This is a genomic window from Dorea sp. ICN-14282, from assembly GCF_037890115.1.
Classification (GTDB): domain Bacteria; phylum Bacillota; class Clostridia; order Lachnospirales; family Lachnospiraceae; genus Dorea_B; species Dorea_B phocaeensis.
Genome location: NZ_JBBKBH010000002.1, coordinates 44,188 through 64,669 on the forward strand (window position 1 = coordinate 44,188; position 20,482 = coordinate 64,669).

Sequence of the window (20,482 nt, forward strand, 5' to 3'; positions counted from 1 at the left end):
TCTTTCCTTGCTTCCTGTTCCGAGATATAATAGTTTGGTAACCAAAAATTCTTACACTTTCATATATAAGAACACAGGAGTTATTATGGAACAGAAAAATGTACTTATTACCGGTGCTTCCCGCGGAATTGGGAAAAGTGCCGCTCTTTTATTCGCTTCTCGTGGATACCATGTATTCTTAAACTGCAGAACCTCTGTCGACGAACTACAGAAACTAAAATACACGATCGAAACCTTATATGGCAGTACCTGCGATATTCTACCGGCTGATATCAGCCATTCAGATGAGGTCGATGCAATGTTTCAAAAAATTTACCATTCCTGGGATGCTTTGGATGTACTGATCAACAATGCTGGAATCTCTCACATCGGCCTGCTAAGTGACATGAGTAACGAAGAATGGGATCACGTCCTAAGGACCAACCTTTCTTCCGTCTTCTACTGCTGCCGAGCCGCTATTCCTGCAATGGTTGCCAGACAATCCGGACGAATCATCAACGTCTCTTCCATGTGGGGGACTTCCGGCGCTTCCTGCGAAGCTGCTTACTCCGCTTCCAAGGCCGGAGTCAACGGACTTACCCGCGCCCTTGCCAAAGAACTTGCCCCCAGCAATATTCAGGTCAATGCTGCCGCATTCGGCGTCATTGATACCGATATGAACAGCCAGCTGACCGAGGAAGAGCGGTCCGCTCTTTCCGAAGAGATTCCAATTGGACGGTTTGCCACTCCGGACGAAGCTGCTTTAATGCTGTGGAATATTGCCACCGCCCCGGAATATATGACCGGACAAATCATCGGCATGGATGGCGGATTTCTCTAAATCCTATGATGATTTCTCTTGATTTTTCGGTTGAATTTTCAATAAGGATCCCTGCCTTTTTAGGGATCCTTATTTGTTATTCTCTCCTATATCAATCTTACTTCATTTCCAACACGACCGGACAATGATCTGATCCCATCACGTCCGTCATAATCTTCGCATCCTTAAGCCGCTCTTCCAGGCACTTAGATACACAGAAGTAATCAATTCTCCACCCTGCGTTCTTCGCTCTTGCGCTAAAGCGATAAGACCACCAAGAGTAGATCCCCTCCTGATCTGGATAAAAGTATCGGAAGGTATCTATAAAACCTGCTTCCAAAAGCTCTGTAAACTTTCCTCTTTCCTCGTCCGTAAATCCGGCATTTTTGCGATTCGTTTTTGGATTCTTTAAATCAATTTCCTTGTGGGCAACATTTAAATCTCCACAGAAAATCACCGACTTCTTTTCTTCTAACTTCTTCAGATATGCAAGGAAATCCGTCTCCCATTGCATCCGATACGGAAGTCTTGCCAATTCATTCTGGGAATTCGGCGTATATACTGTAATAAAATAATAATCATCAAATTCCAGCGTAATGACACGTCCCTCTTGGTCATGCTCTTCTATTCCCAGCCCATAAGCCACTGATAATGGCTCTTTCTTTGTGAAAATTGCAGTACCGGAATACCCCTTCTTTTTTGCATAATTCCAATACTGGTAATATCCCGGGGTATCAAGATCAAGCTGTCCTTCCTGCATCTTTGATTCCTGTATGCAGAAAATATCTGCATCTACTTCCTGAAAAAAATCCAAAAATCCTTTCTGCACACAGGCACGGATTCCATTTACATTCCATGAAACAAATTTCATCTGTTCTCCTCCATCTCGTCGTCTCTAATCTGTCGTTGTTCCAATCCATAATTGCTTCTTCTAATAATATACCTTTCTAAGGAACAATCCTCTTGCAGGTGCAAGAAATCCCGCAAGGCTCCTGTCTTCTGCTGCAATTACGACCGGCAGCATGGATGCGTCCCGCTTCCCGGTTCCAATCTCTAGAAGCGTCCCGGTCAGAATACGAACCATATGGTAGAGAAATCCTGTTCCATAATAGGTAATTCTCACCTTATCGCCCGTGCTTACAATCTTGATATTCGTAATCCTGCGTACCGGATCCTTACACTCTTTATCATCGGTAAAGCTGGTAAAATTCTTCGGACCAATCAAATACTTCACTGCATCACGCATCGCCTCAATGTCCAGTTTCTCCGGATAATGATAGCAATATCTTCTGGAAAAGACATCCGGCTTTTCCCGGCAGTCGATATAATACTCGTACTTTTTGCCCTTTGCACTTTTTCGTGCATGGAATCCATTTTTCACAAGCTCTACTTTTACAATCCGGATATCTTCCGGAAGATAACGATTTAAAGACTCCTTAAACTCCTTCGTATCATAAAGCTTGGACAATTTCACACTTGCCACCTGTCCTCTTGCATGGACTCCGGCATCTGTCCGCCCGGATCCGTCTACCTGCACCCGGTATCCGACCAATTTGCCAATGCTGTATTCCAGTACAAACTGGATCGTATTATCAGTGGTCGCCTGACGCTGCCACCCCTGGTATCTGCTCCCATCATAGGATATTGTCAACTTGTATGTTCTCATCTCTGTCACCCAATCTTACGAATCTGATCTATGTTATCTACTTCCTTATCTACTTTATTATCTGCTTTCCATCGTTGTTATAGAAAAAGGAAGAAGCAAACCCATCTTCTTTGCTTCTTCCTCTATTCTATCACTGAACACCACTCTTCGTAAACAACTTCTTACTGGAAACTTCCCGGAAATCTGCCAAAATCCAACTATCCCAAAATCTTTTTCAATTCATCCATAAAGGTATTAACATCCTTGAACTCCCGGTAAACGGATGCGAATCTGACATAGGCAACTTCATCAAGATCTTTCAATTCTTCCATCACCAATTCACCCACCGTACTGCTTGGGATCTCCTTCTCCTCCAAATTAAAAATCTTCGTCTCGATCCGATCGATCGCTTGCTGAATCTCCTCAGCAGAAACGGGTCTCTTATAACATGCCTGCAGAACCCCGTTCTCGATCTTACGACGGTTATACTGTTCCCGATTGTTATCTTTTTTAATAATAATAAGCGGAATTGTCTCCACCTTCTCATATGTGGTAAACCGTTTCCCACACACATCACAAGAACGGCGTCTACGAATCGAGCTTCCATCCTCTGCCGGTCTGGAATCGATCACTCTGGTATCCGGATGATTACAATATGGACACTTCATCTTGGTATCGTCCTTTCTCAATATAATACATATAGTATATCTGCTGCCCTAGAAGAAGTCAAACAACTTTTTTCTTTTCCTCATGCATTTCAACCAAAATAATATCCGGTCCAATCTTTTTAATGCAGCAAAAAGGAACGATATACTCCGATCCATCACAGAAGAAACCGCATACTTTTCCTCCCTTTGGAATAATCAAAGCTTCCACGCATCCACTGCACTCATTCAGAATCAGATCCGCAATATAACCTAGTTTTTTACAGTCACAGACATTGATTACTTCTTTATTCTCCAGCTCACACAGACGCATTCCCATTGCACTCACCAGTTTCTTATTTCTTCTTATATATAATATATGCAGCAAAGGCTTACCTGCCCCGCTGCATATATCTACTGCCCTTTAAGCAGACATTACTTTCTCGCTGTCAAAAGCTTTGACAATCACTCCCATCAGCACTGCTCCAATCGCCAGCGTCTCAATAAGCGTTACGCCAAACTGCATCATTGTAACTTCCTGACCCAAAATTCCCTGAAGCACAAGCGCCGTGTTGTAAATTGGAATGAAGAACATTTTCTGACTAGTCTCTCCAGACGTGAACATTGTCAAAAGTCCGGTTACCAATACCAGCATGTAAGCTGGCATCACATATGTATTCGCCTCCTTCACTGACCGCGCAAACACAGAAATCAGTGCAATCATCGTTGAATACAGGAATGCAATCACTACCAAAAGTGTCCCCAGCATCAAAATCTGCTGCACACTCAACTGAATATCAAGATCGCCAAGTCCGCCCATCTTACTCATCATCAGCGGCGCACCGATTACCATAGCCGCCACATAAATCAGCGAAGACACTCCGGAAATCAACATCAATGCCAGCACCTTTCCAAGTGCAATATCTTTTCTCTTAATCGGTGATACCAAGAGGCTTGCCATCGTACCTCTTTCTTTTTCTCCTGCCACCATATCCGTTCCAATTCCCATCGCACCTGCAAAGAGCAGAATGGTAATAAAGTATGGAAGCATTGTTCCGATTGCTTTTCCTCCGGCTTTCCTCTCATCCTGAATATACATCTCATCATTGTCGCTGTTCACCTGAAAAATCGTAAGAGAACTCATATCTTCTACCCGCTGAGACAACAGCATCTGCCGGTATGTCTCCAAAGCCGCAGTCATGTTCCTTGATGCCTGCTGGGAATATTCCTCCGAAGGATTCTCATAGGTCTTAACCTGCGGCACAGGATCCCCCTCCTGGTATTTTGCGATATCCTCCTCAAAACCTTCCGGGAACTCCACAATCAGATCCGCTTCTCCTTCCAGAATCTCCTTTTTCGCCCCCTTCATCTCTTTTTCTGATGCCACCGTCTTTAACTGACATTTCATTTTGCTTACTTCCAGGACATCTCTAAATGAAGCCGGCTCATTCATCACATAAATCTCTGACTTATGACTTTCAATATCTTTTTCCATATTAGATGCCAAACCGTTGATAATAGAAAGAAGGACAACCATCATTAATACCGGAAGAAAGAATACAGAAAAGACCATTTTCTTATCTTTAAAAATTCTGTCCATCTCTTTTTTGAATATCTGTCTCATTCCACTCATGCTTTATTCTCCCTTCCGCGCGCTGTAAAATTCAAAAAAGGCATCCTCCAGATCGGAAGTATTGGTCTGTTCCAACAATTCCCGCAGGGTTCCTTCCGCCACCTTCTGTCCATCAATAATAATCCCAATCCTGTCGCAAAGCTTTTCTGCCTCCGACATAATGTGCGTAGATACAATCACAAGCTTCCCGTCATCTCGAAGTTTTCTCAAATAATCCGTCACACTTCTTGCTGTAATGATATCCAGTCCGTTGGTCGGCTCATCAAAAATCACAATATCCGGATCATGCACCAGACTTACCGCAATGGCCGCCTTCTGTTTCATACCAGTTGACAATTCTTTGATCTTCTTATGCGCAAACTCTTTGATTCCAAAATATGTAAACAACTCTTCTTTGCGTTTTTTCAACCGTTCTCCGGAAATGTTGTGAAGTTTTCCAAAAAAATCAAACATATAATCCACATCAAACTGTTCATCCAGCTTAATCTCACTGGTTAGAAATCCAATGGATTCCCGCACCTTCTCCGGCTCCTTTTGCACCTCATGCTGATCAACAAAGACCTCGCCTTTTGTCGGTTTGATCAATGTTGCAATACAGCGAAGTGTCGTCGTCTTCCCCGCGCCGTTCGGTCCTAAAAGTCCGTAGATTTCTCCTTTTTTTGCTGTCAGGCACAGATCGTCCACAGCCGTCTTATAAGGATTCTTCGTTTTGGATTCAGCCATCTGCTTTTTATTGAGTTTATAAATTTTAGTTAAATGCTTAATCTCAATCATCTTTTGCTCTCCTTATCCCTTATTGTATTAGTGTGTTGATACAATACTATTCTTTTTCTTTCTATTTGTCAATAGAAAACATTCAAGAATTATCCAGCCCTTTAGAAAACAATAAAAAACGTCAATACAGTTCTAATTTTTAGATTCTGTATCAACGTTTCTTTGTTTTCCCCTTATTCTCCCAGGTCTATCACAGATACCGGACAGCTGTCTCTGGCTTCCTCTGCCGCGCTTTCATATTCTGGCTCTATAGCCTCATATGCCTCCGCCAATCCATCGTCATTAAACCGGAACACCTCCGGACACACCGCTACGCAGGTTCCACAGGAAATGCATCCCTCTTCCACTCTTGCTTTCATGAATCTTTCCTCCTTGTGCTTTTTCACATGTCTCCAGTATCTCCACAAAAGCAGGAATTATACATTCATTAGCAAATAGTTCCTTGTTTTTCCTCATCTCCAACGATTTTCACTGCCGTTCCATAAGCAAGTACCTCTGCGGCTCCCTGCATCACAGAACTAGAGGTATAATGGATATCAATCACTGCGTCCGCCCCCATCGCTTCCGCATCCTCCGCCATTCTGCGCGTTGCGATCGCTCTGGCTTCATTCATCATCTCTGTGTAAGAAGTTAATTCTCCTCCCACCAAAGTCCGAAAACTATTCACAATATCTTTTCCTACGTGCACAGACTGAATCATCGTTCCGCGAACCATACCAATCATCTCCAGCTTCTTTCCGGTAATATACTGTGTTGTCACTAAAATCATTTCATTCTTCTCCTCATCTTGCTTGTATTTTCTTCTATTCTAAATGCAGTACATCCTGAATGGTATAAAATCCCGGCTCCTGATCTGCCAGGTACACCGCGCAGTCGCAGGCTCCTCTTGCAAAGCATTCCCAATTATAGGAGTGGTGAGTAATCTCCAAACGTTCTCCCATTCCGCCAAAGAATACCGTATGGCTGCTTGGAATATTTCCCGCTCTAAGAGAATGGTATCCAATCGTTCCCGGCTCTCTTGGGGAAACTCCTTCCCGTCCATAGACGGCCACTTCACTTAATTCTTTTCCCATTGCATGTGCCATAATCTCTCCCATTTCTTTGGAAGTTCCACTTGGCGCATCTTTTTTCCACTGATCATGCATTTCCAGAATCTCAATATCAATCTCATCTTTCAAAGTGGAAGCAACCATTTCCAACAGGCGATTCATCACATTCACAAGCTTCGACGTATTTGCCGCATAAAGCATCGGAATCTTCTGCGCCGCATCCTTAAATCGCTGCATCTCTTCTGCTGAAAAACCTGTAGTTCCGCACACCAGCGCTTTCTCATGCGCAACAGCAAGTTCCAATACCTTCATTCCCATTTCCTTTGTAGAGAAGTCAATGATCACATCGCAATCATCAATTACGCTTTCCAGATCATCTACAACCGAAACTCCCAGCATCCTTCCCACCATTGCAGCCTGTCCCAAGTCCTGACCAATATAATCTCTGCCCGCCGGAGCAACGCCTGCAACCAGTTCCATATCATCTCGTTCAGACGCAATCTGCGTAATCAATTTCCCCATCTTACCTCTTGGACCTACTACAATTACTTTCATATTCCAAACTCCTTCCTCATAGAATATACCATCTCCCGAGCTACAATATATGCAATAATTATATCATACCTTCACCAAAACTTTAACAATTAATACTTGCAATCTTCCATACAATTCGCTAGAATAGTCCTATCGGGGTATGGCTCAGTTTGGTTAGAGCGCACGGCTGGGGGCCGTGAGGTCGCAGGTTCGAATCCTGTTACCCCGATTTATTTTTTAATCTTTTATCCGGTTAATGTCCTTTTCATCTATCCGCATCTGTTCCAGACGCTTAATCCGCTCATCCAAATCATGCTCTGTAATATAACGATAGACACTTTTCGGAACCATCTTCGCCCATTCCTGATCGGTAGCAATAGCGCTTCGCACCAGGGACGCGGTAATTCCTTTCTCCTCCGGGGTCTTTCTAAAGAGTATTTCCACCGTAAGCCCCAGCCCTTTTAAAATCCGGTATTTCTCTTCATCCCATTCATCGCACATCCCCATATAATAGACGGCATCCTTTGGAACATACTGAAGGAGATAATCTGGACAATTAATCGGAAATGGAAGAATATCATATTCTTCTTCCGGCACACGAAATTCCTTCATCGCTCCCCGAATCAATTCATACCGCTCAAAATAAGTCAATGGATTCGCCGATTTCGCAGAACGATTGATATCGCCAACAGAGTCCTTGGTATGCATCGAATCCGGATTGGTAATCCCAATATATAATTTCTTGCAGCGCATCTTTGCCGCAAGAATGTATTCCATATGCTTCAAATGCAAAATCTGAAATCTTCCGTGTATTACCCCTGTCTCTGTCATAAGTATCCTCCCATTTTATTTCTGGTTTGCCGGTTCTACTGCTACAGCCTTCCCCTTTATCTTAACATGATTCATGGCATTTAGCACCTCTTTTGCGTATTCTCTTGGAACTTCTACAAATGTATACTTGTCATACATATCAATCGTTCCAACCACCTTGCCAGGTACTCCGCTTTCTCCGGTCAGCGCCCCCAGGATATCCCCTGGTTTTGCCCGGTGTTTCTTTCCGATATTAATAAACAAACGAACCATTCCCGGTTCCTCTGCACCGGTATCTTCAAAAAGATCTTCTTCCTTTTCTTCTCTTGCACCTGCACACATTTTCAACAGAGCAGCTGCAATATCCATACTCGTGTAATCAGAGTCATTAACCTCTGACTGCACCAGCTCTAGATAGGTCGTCAGATCCTCTTCTTCAATCATTCTTGCCACGCTGTCCATCAGAACTTCCATCTTCGTATTGGCGACGTCATTTAAGGAAGGAACCTTCTGCGCATAGATCTTGGTCTTACAATAACGCTGAATCTCTCTTAATTTGTAAACTTCCTTCCCTGACACAAAGGAAAAGGAACGCCCCACTCTTCCAGCACGGCCCGTTCTTCCAATCCGGTGTACATAATACTCGTCATCTTGCGGAAGATCATAGTTGAACACCGCTTCTACTTCATCCACATCGATTCCTCTGGCTGCCACATCGGTTGCCACCAGAATCTCTGTTTTCCCTTTCCGGAACCCTTCCATTACCCGGTCCCTCTGCGCCTGCTTCATGTCTCCGTGAAGTCCGGCTGCAAAATATCCACGTCCCAAAAGACCATTGACCAGCAGATCTACCTGCTTCTTTGTATTACAAAATACAACGGAAAGCTTCGGATTATAAATATCCAGAAGCCTCGACAACACTTCTTCTTTATTCTTCGGCTTCACTTCGTAATAGAACTGCTCAATATTCGGTACTGTCAGTTCCTTCTTCGTCACTTTAATCAGTTCTGCATCCTGCTGGAATCTTCTGGTGATATCTAGAATCGGCTTTGGCATGGTGGCAGAAAACAGCACGGTCTGACGCTCTTTTGGAACACCTTCCAAAATCGTCTCTATATCCTCTCTAAATCCCATATTCAGCATCTCGTCTGCTTCATCCAGCACTACGGTATGCACCTGTTCCATTCTCAGTGTTTTCCTTCTCATATGATCCATCACACGCCCCGGCGTTCCAATCACCAGCTGTACCCCGCCTTTTAATGAACGAATCTGCTTGACAATCTCCTGACCTCCATAAACCGGAAGCACTTTAATACCGTGCAGATATCTTGCCAGATTGCGGATTTCATCCGCCACCTGAATTGCAAGTTCTCTGGTCGGACAAAGTACAATCGCCTGTAATTTCTTCTTTTTCGGATCTATTTTTTCCAGCAGCGGAATTCCAAATGCCGCTGTTTTTCCGGTTCCTGTCTGCGCTTGTCCTATCACATCACGCCCGGTCATCATTGCCGGAATCGCCTTCGCCTGGATCGGTGACGCCTCTTCAAATCCCATGTATTTTACCGCTTTTAATATTTCCGGGCATAGTCCCAGATCTTCAAATTTCATCTCTTCCATTAATTTTCCTATTCCTTTCAAGTCTAAGGTTTTATGATAGCATACGCGCTTTTAGAATGTCCACTTCTTTTTAAAACTCACTGTCCCCACCCGTTATTTTTATTTCAGAAAATACATTGAAATGCACTTCCCATCTGCGTTATACTGATTTCACACGAATCTACAATGATACAAGGAGGCTATTATGCTATCATCTAAGAATTTATCCATCCTTCAAAACATGCTGCCATTTTGGGACGATCTTACTCCAAACCAGAAAGAAATTCTAACTGCCGGTTCCTCAGAGCTTCATTATGATAAGGATACCAATGTCCACAGCGCAGAATCCGAATGCATCGGGATGCTTCTGGTAACCTCCGGATCTCTCCGGGTATACATGCTTTCCGAAGAAGGTCGGGAAATCACATTGTACCGGATTCATGCCGGAGATTCCTGTGTGCTGTCTGCCGCCTGCGTTCTCAAATCCATTACTTTCGATGTTTTCATCGACACCGTAGAAGCTTCCGATGTAATTCAGATCAGTTCTGCTTCTATCGCCACTGTAATGAAACAGAACGTCCATGCCGAATGTCACGCTTATAAAATGGCAACCGAACGCTTCTCCGATGTCATGTGGGCGATGCAGCAGATTCTCTTTATGAGCTTCGACAAACGCCTTGCCATCTTCCTTTTGGATGAGGCTGCTTCCTCAGGTTCCACGGAAATCCGTATGACGCATGAACAGATCGCCAGACTGATGGGAAGCGCACGAGAAGTTGTAACTCGAATGCTCAAATATTTTTCCAGCGAAGGATATGTGGAATTATCCCGCGGAATTGTGCGAATTAAAGATAAAGACAGCCTGAAGAAATTAATTTAATTTCTTCAGGCTGTCTGCCTTTTCCATCCTTATTTCAGCATCTCTAAGATTTCTGCCTTTGACTTTGCTCCTACGTCTCTCTTCACATTCTTTCCTTCTTTGAATACCATCAAAGTCGGAATGGACATTACACGGAACTCTCTTGCAAGCTCTGGATTGGCATCCACATCTACCTTACAGATCTTAGCATCCGTCACCTCTTCGGCCACCTCTTCCAAGATCGGTCCAACCATCTGGCATGGTCCGCACCAGGTTGCCCAAAAGTCTACCAATACCGGTACCTCTGAATGCATGACTTCCTGTTCAAAATTTTCCTTGGTTAAATGAATTACTGACATATCTATCTTCCTCTCTTTCTCTGTTTTCATAGGTCCGGAACACTTCTCCGGTTTCCTGTTTCTTGTTCTTAGCTTATATACACAGTATAACCTTTTTTTACAAAAATTCCGTGATCCGGTCACACTTTTTTCTCTCTTCTTCCCGTTTTGCAACTTCTTTCTTCTTATGTTAAGATAAATATTACCAACCTAATTCTTAGATTTCATTTGTGAGGTAAGAAAAATATGCATACATTAAAAAAATTTATTCCCTATTATCGCCCCTATAAAATGGTTTTCTTTTTAGATCTGATCTGCGCTGCGCTCATCAGTGTCATTGATCTGATCTATCCACAAATCTTAAGAACTTTAACCAACACACTGTTCACCAAAGATGCATCTTCGATTCTGGCGGCACTATTTCCCATCGGTATCGGTCTTTTTCTGATGTATCTCATTCAAAGCCTATGCAAATATTACGTCAGCTATCAGGGACATATGATGGGGGCTAATATGGAACGGGACATGCGTCAGCAGTTATTCCATCACTACGAACAGCTTTCTTTTTCCTACTACGACCAAAATAATTCCGGTCAGATGATGAGCAAACTGGTATCTGACCTCTTTGATATTGCAGAATTTGCACACCACGGTCCGGAAAATCTTTTCATTTCTGTCATAAAGATTATCGGCTCCTTTCTCTTCCTGTTCTTGATCAACTGGAGACTTGCAATTCCGCTTGCCCTTCTTGTGGTATGTATGTTTCTGTTCTCCATGCACCAGAATCGGCGTATGCAGGAAACCTTTATGGAGAACCGACGAAAAATCGGAGACGTTAACGCAAGTCTTCAAGATACTCTAGCAGGGATCCGTGTCGTTCAGTCTTTTGCAAACGAAGAGATTGAAGAAGAAAAATTTCACAAGAGCAATCACGCTTTCCTGTTGTCCAAAAGAGACAATTATAAATGCATGGGAAGTTTTATGGCGTGGAATCTGTTCTTCCAGGGCATGATGTATCTAACCACGTTAGTCTTCGGTGGCTACCTCATTGCCAAAGGACAGATGCAGGTTGGCGATCTTGCCATGTATGCCCTCTATATCGGCATTTTTGTCAGCCCTATCCAAATTCTGGTAGAACTGGTAGAAATGATACAAAAAGGACTCTCCGGCTTCCGCCGTTTTCTGGATGTAATGGAAACTGAACCGGAAATCCTGGATTCCCCGGATGCCACCGCTTTATCCTCTGTTCAAGGCTCCGTGTCTTACGAAGACGTATCCTTCCATTACAGCGATGACAACACCCCCGTCCTTTCCCATGTCTCTTTCCAGATTCCTGCCGGAAAATCAATTGCATTAGTTGGACCGTCCGGCAGCGGCAAGACAACCATCTGCTCCTTGCTTCCGCGCTTCTATGATGTGACAGGCGGGCGCATTACTATCGACGGAAAAGATGTCCGCACCCTGACACTTCAAAGCCTGCGAAGTCAGATCGGCCTGGTACAGCAGGATGTCTATCTGTTCTGTGGAACCATCCGGGAAAACATTGCCTACGGAAAACCGGACGCTTCTATGGAAGAAATTATAGATGCCGCCAAAAAGGCGAACATCCACACATTTATCAGTGAACTTCCTGATGGCTATGACACGTTTGTCGGCGAGCGCGGTACCCGACTGTCCGGAGGACAGAAACAACGGATTTCCATTGCCAGGATATTTTTAAAGAATCCTCCGATCCTGATTCTTGATGAGGCCACCAGCGCCCTCGACAACGAAAGCGAACGCTGGATTCAGCAGAGCCTGGAGGAACTCTCCAAAAACCGTACTACGATTACAATTGCACACCGACTGTCTACCATCCGAAACGCTGATGAAATCCTTGTAGTATCCGACAACCAGATTTCTGAACGCGGTACACACAAAGATCTTCTGAACCTCGGCGGAATCTATGCCCATTATTATGAAATGCAGTTTACAGACTGACACAGCAGACGATTCCTTGAAAGTATAAATAGCATTAAGAGAATTTTAATATCTCTTAAGTTGTCCCTTTTTCCTGATTGTTGTATAATATTTCTCAGTACAACCCTCTTCTTCGGCTGTACTTGATTTGAATATGAAAGGATTTTATATAGATGAAACAGAAGAAAAAAGTGCGGCATTCCAACCGGCGACGCCAACAGGTTCGCCGTCAGCTTTTGCTGATCGGATGTGTGATCTTTATTGCCATCTGTGCAATTGGAAGCTATCAGGTACATAAAAAACATTCTGAAGCAAAAGAAGCGGCAAAAATCGAACAACAAAAGAAGGAAGAAAAAAAGAAAAAAAAGAAGACCGAAAAGAAAGAGACTCCCGAAGAGCACTTGGAGCGAGTAAGGGCAAAAGCCATCAGCGCAGGGTATCCGGATGGCGTCATTGAACTTCTCGATAAAAACCCCGAAACTGTTGACTTCGTAGAAAATTATCCAAAGAAAAAAGATTCCAAACCTGCTGAAACTATCGGTGACTCCTTGCAGCCAGGCTCCATCCCCCTTCTGCTACAATGGGATGAACGCTGGGGATATTCCACCTATGGTACCAGCATTATCGCCATCAGCGGCTGCGGACCTACCTGCATGGCAATGGTTGCATCCGGTCTTAATCAGGATCCTTCCATCACCCCTGCAAAGGTTGCATCCTTTGGGACTCAGCACAGCTACGTCGATGAAGAGAACAATACCTACTGGTCCTTTATGCGTGAAGCCGGAGCTTCCTGGAACCTTTCCTGCTATGAAGGTCTCCTCAACGAAATGCAGGTCAGTGCGGAATTATCTGCCGGACACCCGATTATCTGCAGCGTCGGTCCCGGCAACTTTACACAGATTGGCCACTTTATTGTACTAACCGGATACGAAAATGGAAATGTCACTGTGAATGATCCATTCAGCAAAGCAAACAGTGAAACGCTTTGGAACTTTTCGCAGATCAAAGATCAGATTCGGGCAATGTGGGTCTACTCTTTGAAGTAACTCCAAAAAAGAATTTCAAAAAAAATTAATTTTTTTCAAAAAAGGTATTGCTTTTTTTCTTATATGGTGATATTATATAACTCGTTCGTGAGACGAACACTTAACAAAATATCACCTCGGGGTGTGGCTCAGCTTGGCTAGAGCGCCTGGTTTGGGACCAGGAGGTCGCAGGTTCGAATCCTGTCACCCCGATACTCATGCGGGTGTAGTTCAATGGTAGAACACCAGCCTTCCAAGCTGGATACGTGGGTTCGATTCCCATCACCCGCTTTTTTTGTATCTAAAAATAAGTTTGAGGTATTCTTATGAAAATTGTTTTTTTAGATGCCGCTACTCTCGGCAAAGACTTGGATCTGACTATGTTTGACCAGATTGGCACCGTCACTCGGCACGACTTCTCTTCTCTGGAAGAAGTGCCGTCAAGAGCATTCGATGCAGATGTCATTCTCACCAACAAGATTCCCATTAATGCTTCCACAATCGGCAAAGCCTCTCATCTGAAGCTAGTCTGCACCACCGGAACCGGAACAAACCACTTGGATAAATCTTATCTTGAAGAGCATAACATTGCCTGGCGCAACGTCAGCGGCTACTCTACCGACTCCGTTGCCCAGCATACTTTCGCTATGCTTTTTTACCTATTGGAAAAATTGAGATTCTATGATGATTATGTGAAAGAAGAGCATTATATCAACGATACTGGCTTCTCACATTTTACAGAACAATTTCACGAAATAAATGGAAAGACCTGGGGAATTATCGGTCTTGGAAATATTGGACGCAAGGTGGCAGAAATCGCCAAAGCATTCGGCGCAAATGTCATCTACTATTCTCCTTCCGGAAGCCCCCAGCAGCCAGGCTATCGGCAGGTAGATTTTCAGGCGCTGCTTTCCGAATCTGACATCCTGTCCGTTCATGCGCCGCTCACTCCCTCTACCCGCCATCTGATTACCAAGTCTGCGTTTGACCAGATGAAAAACTCCTGCATCTTCTTAAACCTCGGCCGCGGCGCCATCGTGTCAGAACAGGATCTGGCAGATGCACTTATCGAACACAAAATCGCTGCTGCCGGGCTTGATGTACTCTGTGAGGAACCCATGCAGGAAGACTCGCCGCTCCTGTCCATCAAAGACAGCAGGCGCCTTTTCATCACTCCCCACATTGCCTGGGCAAGCATAGAATCCAGAACCCGCCTTATGACGACGATCTGCGAACAGATCCGCGCTTTCTTTTCTGAGACACCATGACTATAACCGCTCCGATAAAAAGATAAAGATCCCCTAAATTCGCTGTCAGGCGTGACAAAAAGGACGAACGGCTTTTCACTCCAATATAGTCCACCACTCGTCCTCGAAACAGCCGGTCTGCAAGGTTACTGGCTCCCCCTGCGCCTGCCAGAATCAACCCCAGCTTCTCCAGTCGATTTCCTTTCCGGGTAAAAAGATATCCGTCATATAGAAGGAACCCCGCTCCCGCCGCAAGGGAAACTGCCTTCACGATGTCCGGATGCTCTTCCAGGGTATTCAAAAGAAATCCCCGATTATATACTTTCCGAAGGATTAGTTTCTTTCCCGGTATCTCTCGTTCCTCTCCCTCCAGCATCGTTTCTTCCACATACTGCTTTGCCAGAAGATCTATCCCCAAAAGAACGAGAAACCACTCCCCCGCACTCCAAAACTCTCTTTTCTTTTTCCTACTCTTTCCGATGACCTTCTTCTCTTTTCTTACCGTTCCTCTCATAACGCTCCACGCTGCCTCTCTTCACATAAAACCACTGATTCCTAGCGCATCTCCTGGATCTTCGCGATCTCTTCCTCCAGGCGTTCCATCTCCTGCTCCCTCTTTTCCGTCTCTTCACATAAGGAAATGTAATCCGTATCGTCAACTTCTCCTTTTTGGAATTTATCGTAAACCATCCTTCCAAGATGCAGCATATCCCGGTCGTTGGCTCGCTTCATAGAACGAATATCACTCTTTAATTTCTGGATTTCCAGCGCATCCTCTGCCGTTTTTCCAATCTCGCTCGCCGCATCTGAAATCTTCTTTCCGAGTTCTTCAAAAAAATCTGCCATTTTCCTTCTCCTTTCATAGCCCACGCAGGATATCTAACGACTGATACAGATTCAGAGTTCCATATCCCCATTCTCGGTTCGGATATTCCATTCCCTCCCGCTGATTCGCTCCCAGGACAATCATATTCCGAATTTCGATGGAATTCATCCCGTGTATACCGGGCTGCCTTGCAACCCACTCCATTAACAGCGCCGATGCTCCTGCCGCAATCCCCGTAGCCACACTGGAACCACTTCGTGTCACGAACCTTCCATCTAAGCCCGCTCCCAGCACCTGTACCCCCGGAGCCGCGTAATCCGGCTTGGTTCTTCCATTCCTAGTATATCCCCTTCCCGAATGAATATCAACTCCATTGTCCGTCCCATTGTAATAAGCCGCCGTCATGGCAAGCTGACCTGTTCCCGGTTCCGTCAGTGTCACATTAGGATCTGCTTCCAGAAAATAGACTTCACCAGACAAAAACTCCTGAATCGGAAGCCAGATATGAATCTCACCATCCGACAACTGGATGGGCTCCACGTCAATCCTCCAAATTCCTGCCGCCGGTTCATGGAAACGAAGAAAAATCAACTGGGAATCATTATTTTCCAACAGCAGACGATACTCCAGCGTCACCTCCGTACGGTCAAAAGAAAACATCAGATGATAGCGATCCCCCTGGCGCAGAGAAATCTTTCTGCTTTGTTCTCCGGATGGTGACGTAATAGAAACAGTAACCACATTAGGAATCTCCGTCCAAACCTCCGCTGCGAATCCTCCGACTCCTTCTCCCACTCGAATTTCAGCCCGCGCCACATCCGATTTATCCGTCAGCACATATCGATAATGATGGCGTTCTGCCGCCTCATTCCCCGTCCCCATCACCACCGTACGATTCGGCATTGCCGCATAACGATCCAACATAATCGACAAAAGTGTCGTCCCATTATGCCCACCAAAATTTGTCCCCAGCGCCAAACAGATCACCAGCGGCATCCTCTTATCCTTCGCCACTTGATTTAGATAACGAAGCCCCAGCATAATATCATTTTCCTGATAACAGACAGCGTCTTCCCGAATCCCATAAAACTGCTTCAGATAACGCTTTGCAGGTTTTAACTTTACCACTGCCAAAGACGCCTCCGGCGCAGCTCCTGAAAATCCATTTTCTACATCCGCACCTCCCGCTGCCACACTGGCAAGATAGGTTCCATGACCATTCTCATCCCTCTGCGGCACAACTGTAAATGGATCTGATTCCCGAAGCGCTTCATCAATCTGTTCCTTTGTATAACTGCTCCCATAATCAAGCCCCTCCGGTGGATTGCCCGTCTGATCTGTCTGATCCCAAATTCCAACAATTCTGGTAGAGCCATCGATATTTCTAAAAACCGGATGTCGATAATCAATTCCGGTATCCAAAAATCCAATCATAATATTTTCTCCTGAAAGCTGCAGAGACGGATAAGTCTGCACCGTGCGGATTCCTGCTGCATTTAACGCCTCCATATCAAGAAGTGCATAACAGTTAGGAATGGAATTATACCAATATTCTCCCATAGAAAGCTCTCCTAGCGGCTTACTGTCCACATAAAGCGTTCGATATCCAAAATCCATCCCCTGAAAACATCCCCGTTCCCCCGGAAGCAGGATCTCTTCTTCCGATCGGTATCCGGGAATCAAGAAATCCCAATAGTCCTCCGACAAAATCTTTTCTCTGCACATTTCACCATTCATAATAAAAAAACACCTCATATACTTCTTTGATTAAGTATATGAGGTATCTTCCTTCCTATGTATCAGACCAAATCTGATCTTACAGATTCTTCCCGTAACGGATTACTCTCCACGCACAGCCGCTGCTTCCTCGTAGAAGCTTGAAACTTCTTCTTCCTTCGGAACCGGCGGTTCTGGTCCCTGCTTGAATACAATCTTCAAAAGAATCGGCGTAATAATCGTCGTTACCACAACCATGATGATCACTGGCGCTAAAAATGACGTTCCCAAAAGGCCAATACTTTCACCTTTGCTCGCTACAATCAACGCAACTTCGCCTCGAGAAATCATTCCCACACCAATTCGCTTACACTGGTACGGCTTGTATTTACAAAGTTTTGCACCAAGCCCGCATCCGACAATCTTCGTCAGCACTGCCACAACAATCAGCAGTACGGAAAACAATACAATCGTACCGGACATTTTCGGCAGTTCTACTTTCAGTCCAATACTTGCAAAGAATACCGGAGAAAGCAGAAGATACGACAGTGTATCGAATTTGGTCTCCACGAACATGGAACGCTGTGTATTGGAGATAATGAGTCCGGCAATGAATGCTCCCGTAATATCAGCCACTCCAAACACTTCTTCTGCAATGTATGCCATCAGAAGACAGAATACAAACGCAATAATCACGTGGCGATGCAGATTTTTCGGCGCTGCTTCCGTCCACTTCTTATATGCCATATAGAACAGGAATCCAACCACTCCGGCAAATACGAAGAATCCCACAATCTTCAAAAGAACAGCCACAATACTTACCGAAGAATCCGCAAGGCTTGTCACGATCGTCAGTGCGATAATACCAAGAATATCATCGATGATCGCCGCACCCAAAATCGCATTTCCGGATCGCGTCTTTAACTTTCCAAGTTCCTTCAATGTCTCAACGGTAATACTTACAGACGTCGCAGTCAGCACAATTCCGATAAAAATATTCTGTAAGAATATCGTCCCATTTGCATCTGATGCAATCATACCCGGCTTATTAAAGAAATGAGCCAGCGCAAATCCTCCCGCTAATGGAACCAGCACACCGCACAGCGCAATCACAAAAGATGCTTTCCCGCTTGCTTTCAGTTCCTTAATGTCCGTCTCCAGTCCGGCACAGAACATCAAGACAATGACGCCAAGTTCTGCCACTGCCGTAATAAACGGAGTTTCTGTCAGAACACCTCCTACAGCAGGTCCTAATAAGAGTCCCGCCAGAAGCGCTCCAACTACCTGCGGCATCTGTACTTTTCTAGTCGCCAGGCCAAGCACCTTGGTACACAGCAGAATAATTGCCAAGTCCAGTAAATATTTGTAGTCCATCTCTTATTCCTTCTTCCTTTTTTGAATTCTAAAAAAACCTTTACTAGAATACATCAATTATCTGCTTTTTTCAATATAACTTTTAACATTTATCGTTGCTTTTTTAACCGTTTTTCTGTTCAATCTGCTGTACTTCCTGCCCTCGCAGACTGATAATCGGCCCGCCCGTTCCTTCTATGTATGCTCTCGTAATGGTCACCTGACCGATATTGTCATCCTTTGGAATTTCGTACATGATATCCAGCATAAATTCCTCAATAATGGCGCGAAGCGCTCTGGCTCCAGTGTCTTTTTTAATTGCTTTCTCAGCAATTGCAGACAATGCTCCGTCATCAAACTCCAACTTCACTTCATCCAACGCCAACAACTTCTGATACTGCTTTAAGATCGCATTCTTTGGCTCTTTTAAGATCTGGATCAGCATTTCTTCGTTCATTCCCTGTAAGGTAAAGATAATCGGCAGACGCCCTAAGAACTCCGGAATCATTCCAAAGTTACGAAGATCTTCCACAGTCACTTTACTAAGGATTGTCTTATCATGATCGTATTTATCTTTTAAGTCTGCTCCAAATCCAATGGATGCCTGTTTCGTCAGACGCTCCTTAATAATTCCCTCCAAATCCGGAAATGCTCCGCCACAGATGAAAAGAATGTTCTTGGTATTTACCGTTGTCAGAGGTACCATGGCATTCTTACTATTCGCTCCCACCGGCACTTCCACGTCGCTTCCCTCCAGAAGCTTTAACATTCCTTGCTGTACCGATTCACCGCTGACATCCCGCTGGCTGGAATTCTTCTTCTTTGCAATCTTATCAATCTCGTCAATGAAAATAATTCCCTGCTCTGCTTTCTCCACATCATTATCTGCTGCCGCCAAAAGTTTAGACACGACACTTTCAATATCGTCCCCAATATATCCGGCCTCTGTCAATGATGTTGCATCTGTAATTGCCAAAGGCACATCCAGAATTCTGGCTAATGTCTTTACCAGGTACGTTTTTCCAGAACCTGTCGGTCCGATCATCAGCATATTGGACTTCTCAATCTCAATATCATCCATGGAATCTGTCGCCACACGTTTATAATGGTTATAAACAGCAACTGACATTGCCTTCTTGGCATACTCTTGACCCACTACATATTCATCCAGGCTTGCTTTAATCTTATGCGGCGCCGGAATCTTACGAATATCAATCAGAGGCGTCTTCTCTTCGCCTTCTTTTTTCTTCTTCACTTTCTGCTGCTTCGGAATTGCCTGTTCCATATCTGACATATTGAAAATCTGTACTCCCGGCATATTCATTAACCGGCTGTAATCAATCTGTCCGCTGGACATGGCATCAAAGCTCTTTTGCATACAATCACTGCACACACTGATATTGTTAGGAAGCTCGATCATCTTTCCCGCCACACTCTCCGGACGTCTGCAGATAAAACAGAACTTCTCATATCCATCATCCGTTCCTTCATTCTTTCCGGTATCTTTCTTCGTCGGTTCTACTTCTCCCTGCGCTTTTTCTACTTCCTCTTTTACTTTTGACGCTTCCTTTTGCTCTTCTTTTTCCAGTTTATGGGAAGCAACCTCCTGCTTCATTGCATCCAGCTCTTCCCCGTCAATTTCGTTAAAATTAATTTCCTCTGACATGTCTATTCC

General features: G+C 44.5%; 22 protein-coding genes and 3 tRNA genes. 8 read left to right on the forward strand and 17 right to left on the reverse strand.

All coding sequences use genetic code 11. The features are described 5' to 3' along the window. Positions 1–85 precede the first annotated feature (85 nt). On the forward strand, positions 86–820 hold the full coding sequence (gene fabG / locus WKT00_RS05470) for a 3-oxoacyl-ACP reductase FabG (protein ID WP_101694822.1): 735 nt from the start codon (positions 86–88) through the stop codon (positions 818–820). A 97-nt stretch (positions 821–917) separates the two neighbouring features. Here fabG and xth read toward each other — a convergent pair whose 3' ends face one another. The 9 genes from xth to dapB form a co-directional block, all read right to left on the reverse strand. Next, the gene (gene xth / locus WKT00_RS05475; protein ID WP_340261661.1) at positions 918–1,670 is read right to left on the reverse strand and encodes an exodeoxyribonuclease III; all 753 of its coding nucleotides are present in this window, start codon (positions 1,668–1,670) and stop codon (positions 918–920) included. Between the two features lie 60 nt (positions 1,671–1,730). Continuing rightward, a complete protein-coding gene (truA, locus tag WKT00_RS05480; RefSeq protein ID WP_101695307.1) occupies positions 1,731–2,465 on the reverse strand; it encodes a tRNA pseudouridine(38-40) synthase TruA in 735 nt (244 codons plus the stop codon). Positions 2,466–2,662: 197 nt separating this feature from the next. Continuing rightward, positions 2,663–3,112 (reverse strand): transcriptional regulator NrdR, encoded by a 450-nt coding sequence (gene nrdR / locus WKT00_RS05485; RefSeq protein ID WP_101694824.1) that lies wholly within the window; start codon positions 3,110–3,112, stop codon positions 2,663–2,665. Positions 3,113–3,170: 58 nt separating this feature from the next. Next, complete coding sequence (locus WKT00_RS05490; protein ID WP_101695308.1) at positions 3,171–3,422, reverse strand: YlmC/YmxH family sporulation protein; 252 nt, start codon at positions 3,420–3,422, stop codon at positions 3,171–3,173. Positions 3,423–3,512: 90 nt separating this feature from the next. Beyond that, complete coding sequence (locus tag WKT00_RS05495; RefSeq protein WP_340261666.1) at positions 3,513–4,721, reverse strand: ABC transporter permease; 1,209 nt, start codon at positions 4,719–4,721, stop codon at positions 3,513–3,515. Positions 4,722–4,724: 3 nt separating this feature from the next. After that, a complete protein-coding gene (locus tag WKT00_RS05500) occupies positions 4,725–5,495 on the reverse strand; it encodes an ABC transporter ATP-binding protein (RefSeq protein WP_101694826.1) in 771 nt (256 codons plus the stop codon). 173 nt (positions 5,496–5,668) lie between these two features. Beyond that, positions 5,669–5,854 carry a ferredoxin gene (locus WKT00_RS05505; RefSeq protein ID WP_101694827.1) on the reverse strand — a complete coding sequence of 62 codons (186 nt, stop codon included), beginning with the start codon at positions 5,852–5,854 and terminating at the stop codon, positions 5,669–5,671. Positions 5,855–5,922: 68 nt separating this feature from the next. After that, positions 5,923–6,264 carry a YbjQ family protein gene (locus WKT00_RS05510; RefSeq protein WP_101694828.1) on the reverse strand — a complete coding sequence of 114 codons (342 nt, stop codon included), beginning with the start codon at positions 6,262–6,264 and terminating at the stop codon, positions 5,923–5,925. Between the two features lie 34 nt (positions 6,265–6,298). Further along, a complete protein-coding gene (gene dapB / locus WKT00_RS05515) occupies positions 6,299–7,099 on the reverse strand; it encodes a 4-hydroxy-tetrahydrodipicolinate reductase (RefSeq protein WP_101694829.1) in 801 nt (266 codons plus the stop codon). Positions 7,100–7,232: 133 nt separating this feature from the next. Here dapB and WKT00_RS05520 point away from each other — a divergent pair. Continuing rightward, positions 7,233–7,307: transfer RNA gene (locus tag WKT00_RS05520), tRNA-Pro, on the forward strand. A gap of 8 nt (positions 7,308–7,315) precedes the next feature. On the opposite strand, the gene WKT00_RS05525 is transcribed toward WKT00_RS05520, so the two are convergent. Beyond that, the gene (locus WKT00_RS05525; RefSeq protein WP_101694830.1) at positions 7,316–7,909 is read right to left on the reverse strand and encodes a nicotinate-nucleotide adenylyltransferase; all 594 of its coding nucleotides are present in this window, start codon (positions 7,907–7,909) and stop codon (positions 7,316–7,318) included. A 15-nt stretch (positions 7,910–7,924) separates the two neighbouring features. Next, positions 7,925–9,505 (reverse strand): DEAD/DEAH box helicase, encoded by a 1,581-nt coding sequence (locus tag WKT00_RS05530; RefSeq protein WP_101694831.1) that lies wholly within the window; start codon positions 9,503–9,505, stop codon positions 7,925–7,927. A 184-nt stretch (positions 9,506–9,689) separates the two neighbouring features. Here WKT00_RS05530 and WKT00_RS05535 point away from each other — a divergent pair, with 184 nt between their 5' ends. Continuing rightward, entirely contained in the window at positions 9,690–10,364 is a 675-nt protein-coding gene (locus WKT00_RS05535) for a Crp/Fnr family transcriptional regulator (RefSeq protein ID WP_101694832.1), read from the forward strand. Between the two features lie 29 nt (positions 10,365–10,393). On the opposite strand, the gene trxA is transcribed toward WKT00_RS05535, so the two are convergent. Continuing rightward, the gene (gene trxA, locus WKT00_RS05540) at positions 10,394–10,702 is read right to left on the reverse strand and encodes a thioredoxin (protein ID WP_101695309.1); all 309 of its coding nucleotides are present in this window, start codon (positions 10,700–10,702) and stop codon (positions 10,394–10,396) included. 225 nt (positions 10,703–10,927) lie between these two features. On the opposite strand from trxA, the gene WKT00_RS05545 reads away from it, so the two are divergent. The 5 genes from WKT00_RS05545 (at position 10,928) to WKT00_RS05565 (ending at position 14,933) form a co-directional block, all read left to right on the forward strand. Continuing rightward, positions 10,928–12,661 carry an ABC transporter ATP-binding protein gene (locus WKT00_RS05545; RefSeq protein ID WP_340261677.1) on the forward strand — a complete coding sequence of 578 codons (1,734 nt, stop codon included), beginning with the start codon at positions 10,928–10,930 and terminating at the stop codon, positions 12,659–12,661. A 152-nt stretch (positions 12,662–12,813) separates the two neighbouring features. Next, positions 12,814–13,686, forward strand: coding sequence for a C39 family peptidase (locus tag WKT00_RS05550; protein WP_101694834.1), 873 nt, complete (start codon positions 12,814–12,816; stop codon positions 13,684–13,686). 117 nt (positions 13,687–13,803) lie between these two features. Further along, positions 13,804–13,878 (forward strand) — tRNA-Pro (locus WKT00_RS05555). 7 nt (positions 13,879–13,885) lie between these two features. Then, positions 13,886–13,956, forward strand: a tRNA-Gly gene (locus WKT00_RS05560). Positions 13,957–13,991: 35 nt separating this feature from the next. Beyond that, positions 13,992–14,933, forward strand: coding sequence for a D-2-hydroxyacid dehydrogenase (locus WKT00_RS05565; RefSeq protein WP_101694835.1), 942 nt, complete (start codon positions 13,992–13,994; stop codon positions 14,931–14,933). Here WKT00_RS05565 and WKT00_RS05570 read toward each other — a convergent pair. The 5 genes from WKT00_RS05570 to clpX all read right to left on the reverse strand — a co-directional run bounded on the left by WKT00_RS05570 (position 14,881) and on the right by clpX (position 20,473). Further along, positions 14,881–15,426 carry a signal peptidase II gene (locus WKT00_RS05570; protein WP_101694836.1) on the reverse strand — a complete coding sequence of 182 codons (546 nt, stop codon included), beginning with the start codon at positions 15,424–15,426 and terminating at the stop codon, positions 14,881–14,883. The two genes, WKT00_RS05565 and WKT00_RS05570, sit on opposite strands and share 53 nt — an antisense overlap. A gap of 41 nt (positions 15,427–15,467) precedes the next feature. Continuing rightward, complete coding sequence (locus WKT00_RS05575) at positions 15,468–15,758, reverse strand: hypothetical protein (RefSeq protein WP_101694837.1); 291 nt, start codon at positions 15,756–15,758, stop codon at positions 15,468–15,470. Between the two features lie 13 nt (positions 15,759–15,771). Then, positions 15,772–17,475, reverse strand: coding sequence for a S8 family peptidase (locus WKT00_RS05580; RefSeq protein ID WP_340261685.1), 1,704 nt, complete (start codon positions 17,473–17,475; stop codon positions 15,772–15,774). A gap of 102 nt (positions 17,476–17,577) precedes the next feature. After that, positions 17,578–18,828: a cation:proton antiporter gene (locus tag WKT00_RS05585; RefSeq protein WP_173814541.1), complete on the reverse strand. Its 1,251-nt coding sequence runs from the start codon at positions 18,826–18,828 to the stop codon at positions 17,578–17,580. Positions 18,829–18,931: 103 nt separating this feature from the next. Then, positions 18,932–20,473, reverse strand: a complete 1,542-nt coding sequence (gene clpX, locus WKT00_RS05590; protein WP_242962643.1) for an ATP-dependent Clp protease ATP-binding subunit ClpX — start codon at positions 20,471–20,473, stop codon at positions 18,932–18,934. Between the last annotated feature and the right edge of the window lie 9 nt (positions 20,474–20,482).

Coding starts and splice junctions, on each gene's coding strand:
- WKT00_RS05565 (WP_101694835.1), top strand. CDS start 13,992: ATGAAAATTGTTTTTTTAGATGCCGCTACTCTCGGCAAAGACTTGGAT.
- xth (WP_340261661.1), bottom strand. CDS start 1,670: ATGAAATTTGTTTCATGGAATGTAAATGGAATCCGTGCCTGTGTGCAG.
- WKT00_RS05525 (WP_101694830.1), bottom strand. CDS start 7,909: ATGACAGAGACAGGGGTAATACACGGAAGATTTCAGATTTTGCATTTG.
- WKT00_RS05510 (WP_101694828.1), bottom strand. CDS start 6,264: ATGATTTTAGTGACAACACAGTATATTACCGGAAAGAAGCTGGAGATG.
- WKT00_RS05550 (WP_101694834.1), top strand. CDS start 12,814: ATGAAACAGAAGAAAAAAGTGCGGCATTCCAACCGGCGACGCCAACAG.
- truA (WP_101695307.1), bottom strand. CDS start 2,465: ATGAGAACATACAAGTTGACAATATCCTATGATGGGAGCAGATACCAG.
- nrdR (WP_101694824.1), bottom strand. CDS start 3,112: ATGAAGTGTCCATATTGTAATCATCCGGATACCAGAGTGATCGATTCC.
- fabG (WP_101694822.1), top strand. CDS start 86: ATGGAACAGAAAAATGTACTTATTACCGGTGCTTCCCGCGGAATTGGG.
- clpX (WP_242962643.1), bottom strand. CDS start 20,473: ATGTCAGAGGAAATTAATTTTAACGAAATTGACGGGGAAGAGCTGGAT.
- WKT00_RS05570 (WP_101694836.1), bottom strand. CDS start 15,426: ATGAGAGGAACGGTAAGAAAAGAGAAGAAGGTCATCGGAAAGAGTAGG.
- WKT00_RS05530 (WP_101694831.1), bottom strand. CDS start 9,505: ATGGAAGAGATGAAATTTGAAGATCTGGGACTATGCCCGGAAATATTA.
- WKT00_RS05585 (WP_173814541.1), bottom strand. CDS start 18,828: ATGGACTACAAATATTTACTGGACTTGGCAATTATTCTGCTGTGTACC.
- WKT00_RS05505 (WP_101694827.1), bottom strand. CDS start 5,854: ATGAAAGCAAGAGTGGAAGAGGGATGCATTTCCTGTGGAACCTGCGTA.
- WKT00_RS05495 (WP_340261666.1), bottom strand. CDS start 4,721: ATGAGTGGAATGAGACAGATATTCAAAAAAGAGATGGACAGAATTTTT.
- trxA (WP_101695309.1), bottom strand. CDS start 10,702: ATGTCAGTAATTCATTTAACCAAGGAAAATTTTGAACAGGAAGTCATG.
- WKT00_RS05500 (WP_101694826.1), bottom strand. CDS start 5,495: ATGATTGAGATTAAGCATTTAACTAAAATTTATAAACTCAATAAAAAG.
- WKT00_RS05545 (WP_340261677.1), top strand. CDS start 10,928: ATGCATACATTAAAAAAATTTATTCCCTATTATCGCCCCTATAAAATG.
- WKT00_RS05580 (WP_340261685.1), bottom strand. CDS start 17,475: ATGAATGGTGAAATGTGCAGAGAAAAGATTTTGTCGGAGGACTATTGG.
- WKT00_RS05535 (WP_101694832.1), top strand. CDS start 9,690: ATGCTATCATCTAAGAATTTATCCATCCTTCAAAACATGCTGCCATTT.
- WKT00_RS05490 (WP_101695308.1), bottom strand. CDS start 3,422: ATGCGTCTGTGTGAGCTGGAGAATAAAGAAGTAATCAATGTCTGTGAC.
- dapB (WP_101694829.1), bottom strand. CDS start 7,099: ATGAAAGTAATTGTAGTAGGTCCAAGAGGTAAGATGGGGAAATTGATT.
- WKT00_RS05575 (WP_101694837.1), bottom strand. CDS start 15,758: ATGGCAGATTTTTTTGAAGAACTCGGAAAGAAGATTTCAGATGCGGCG.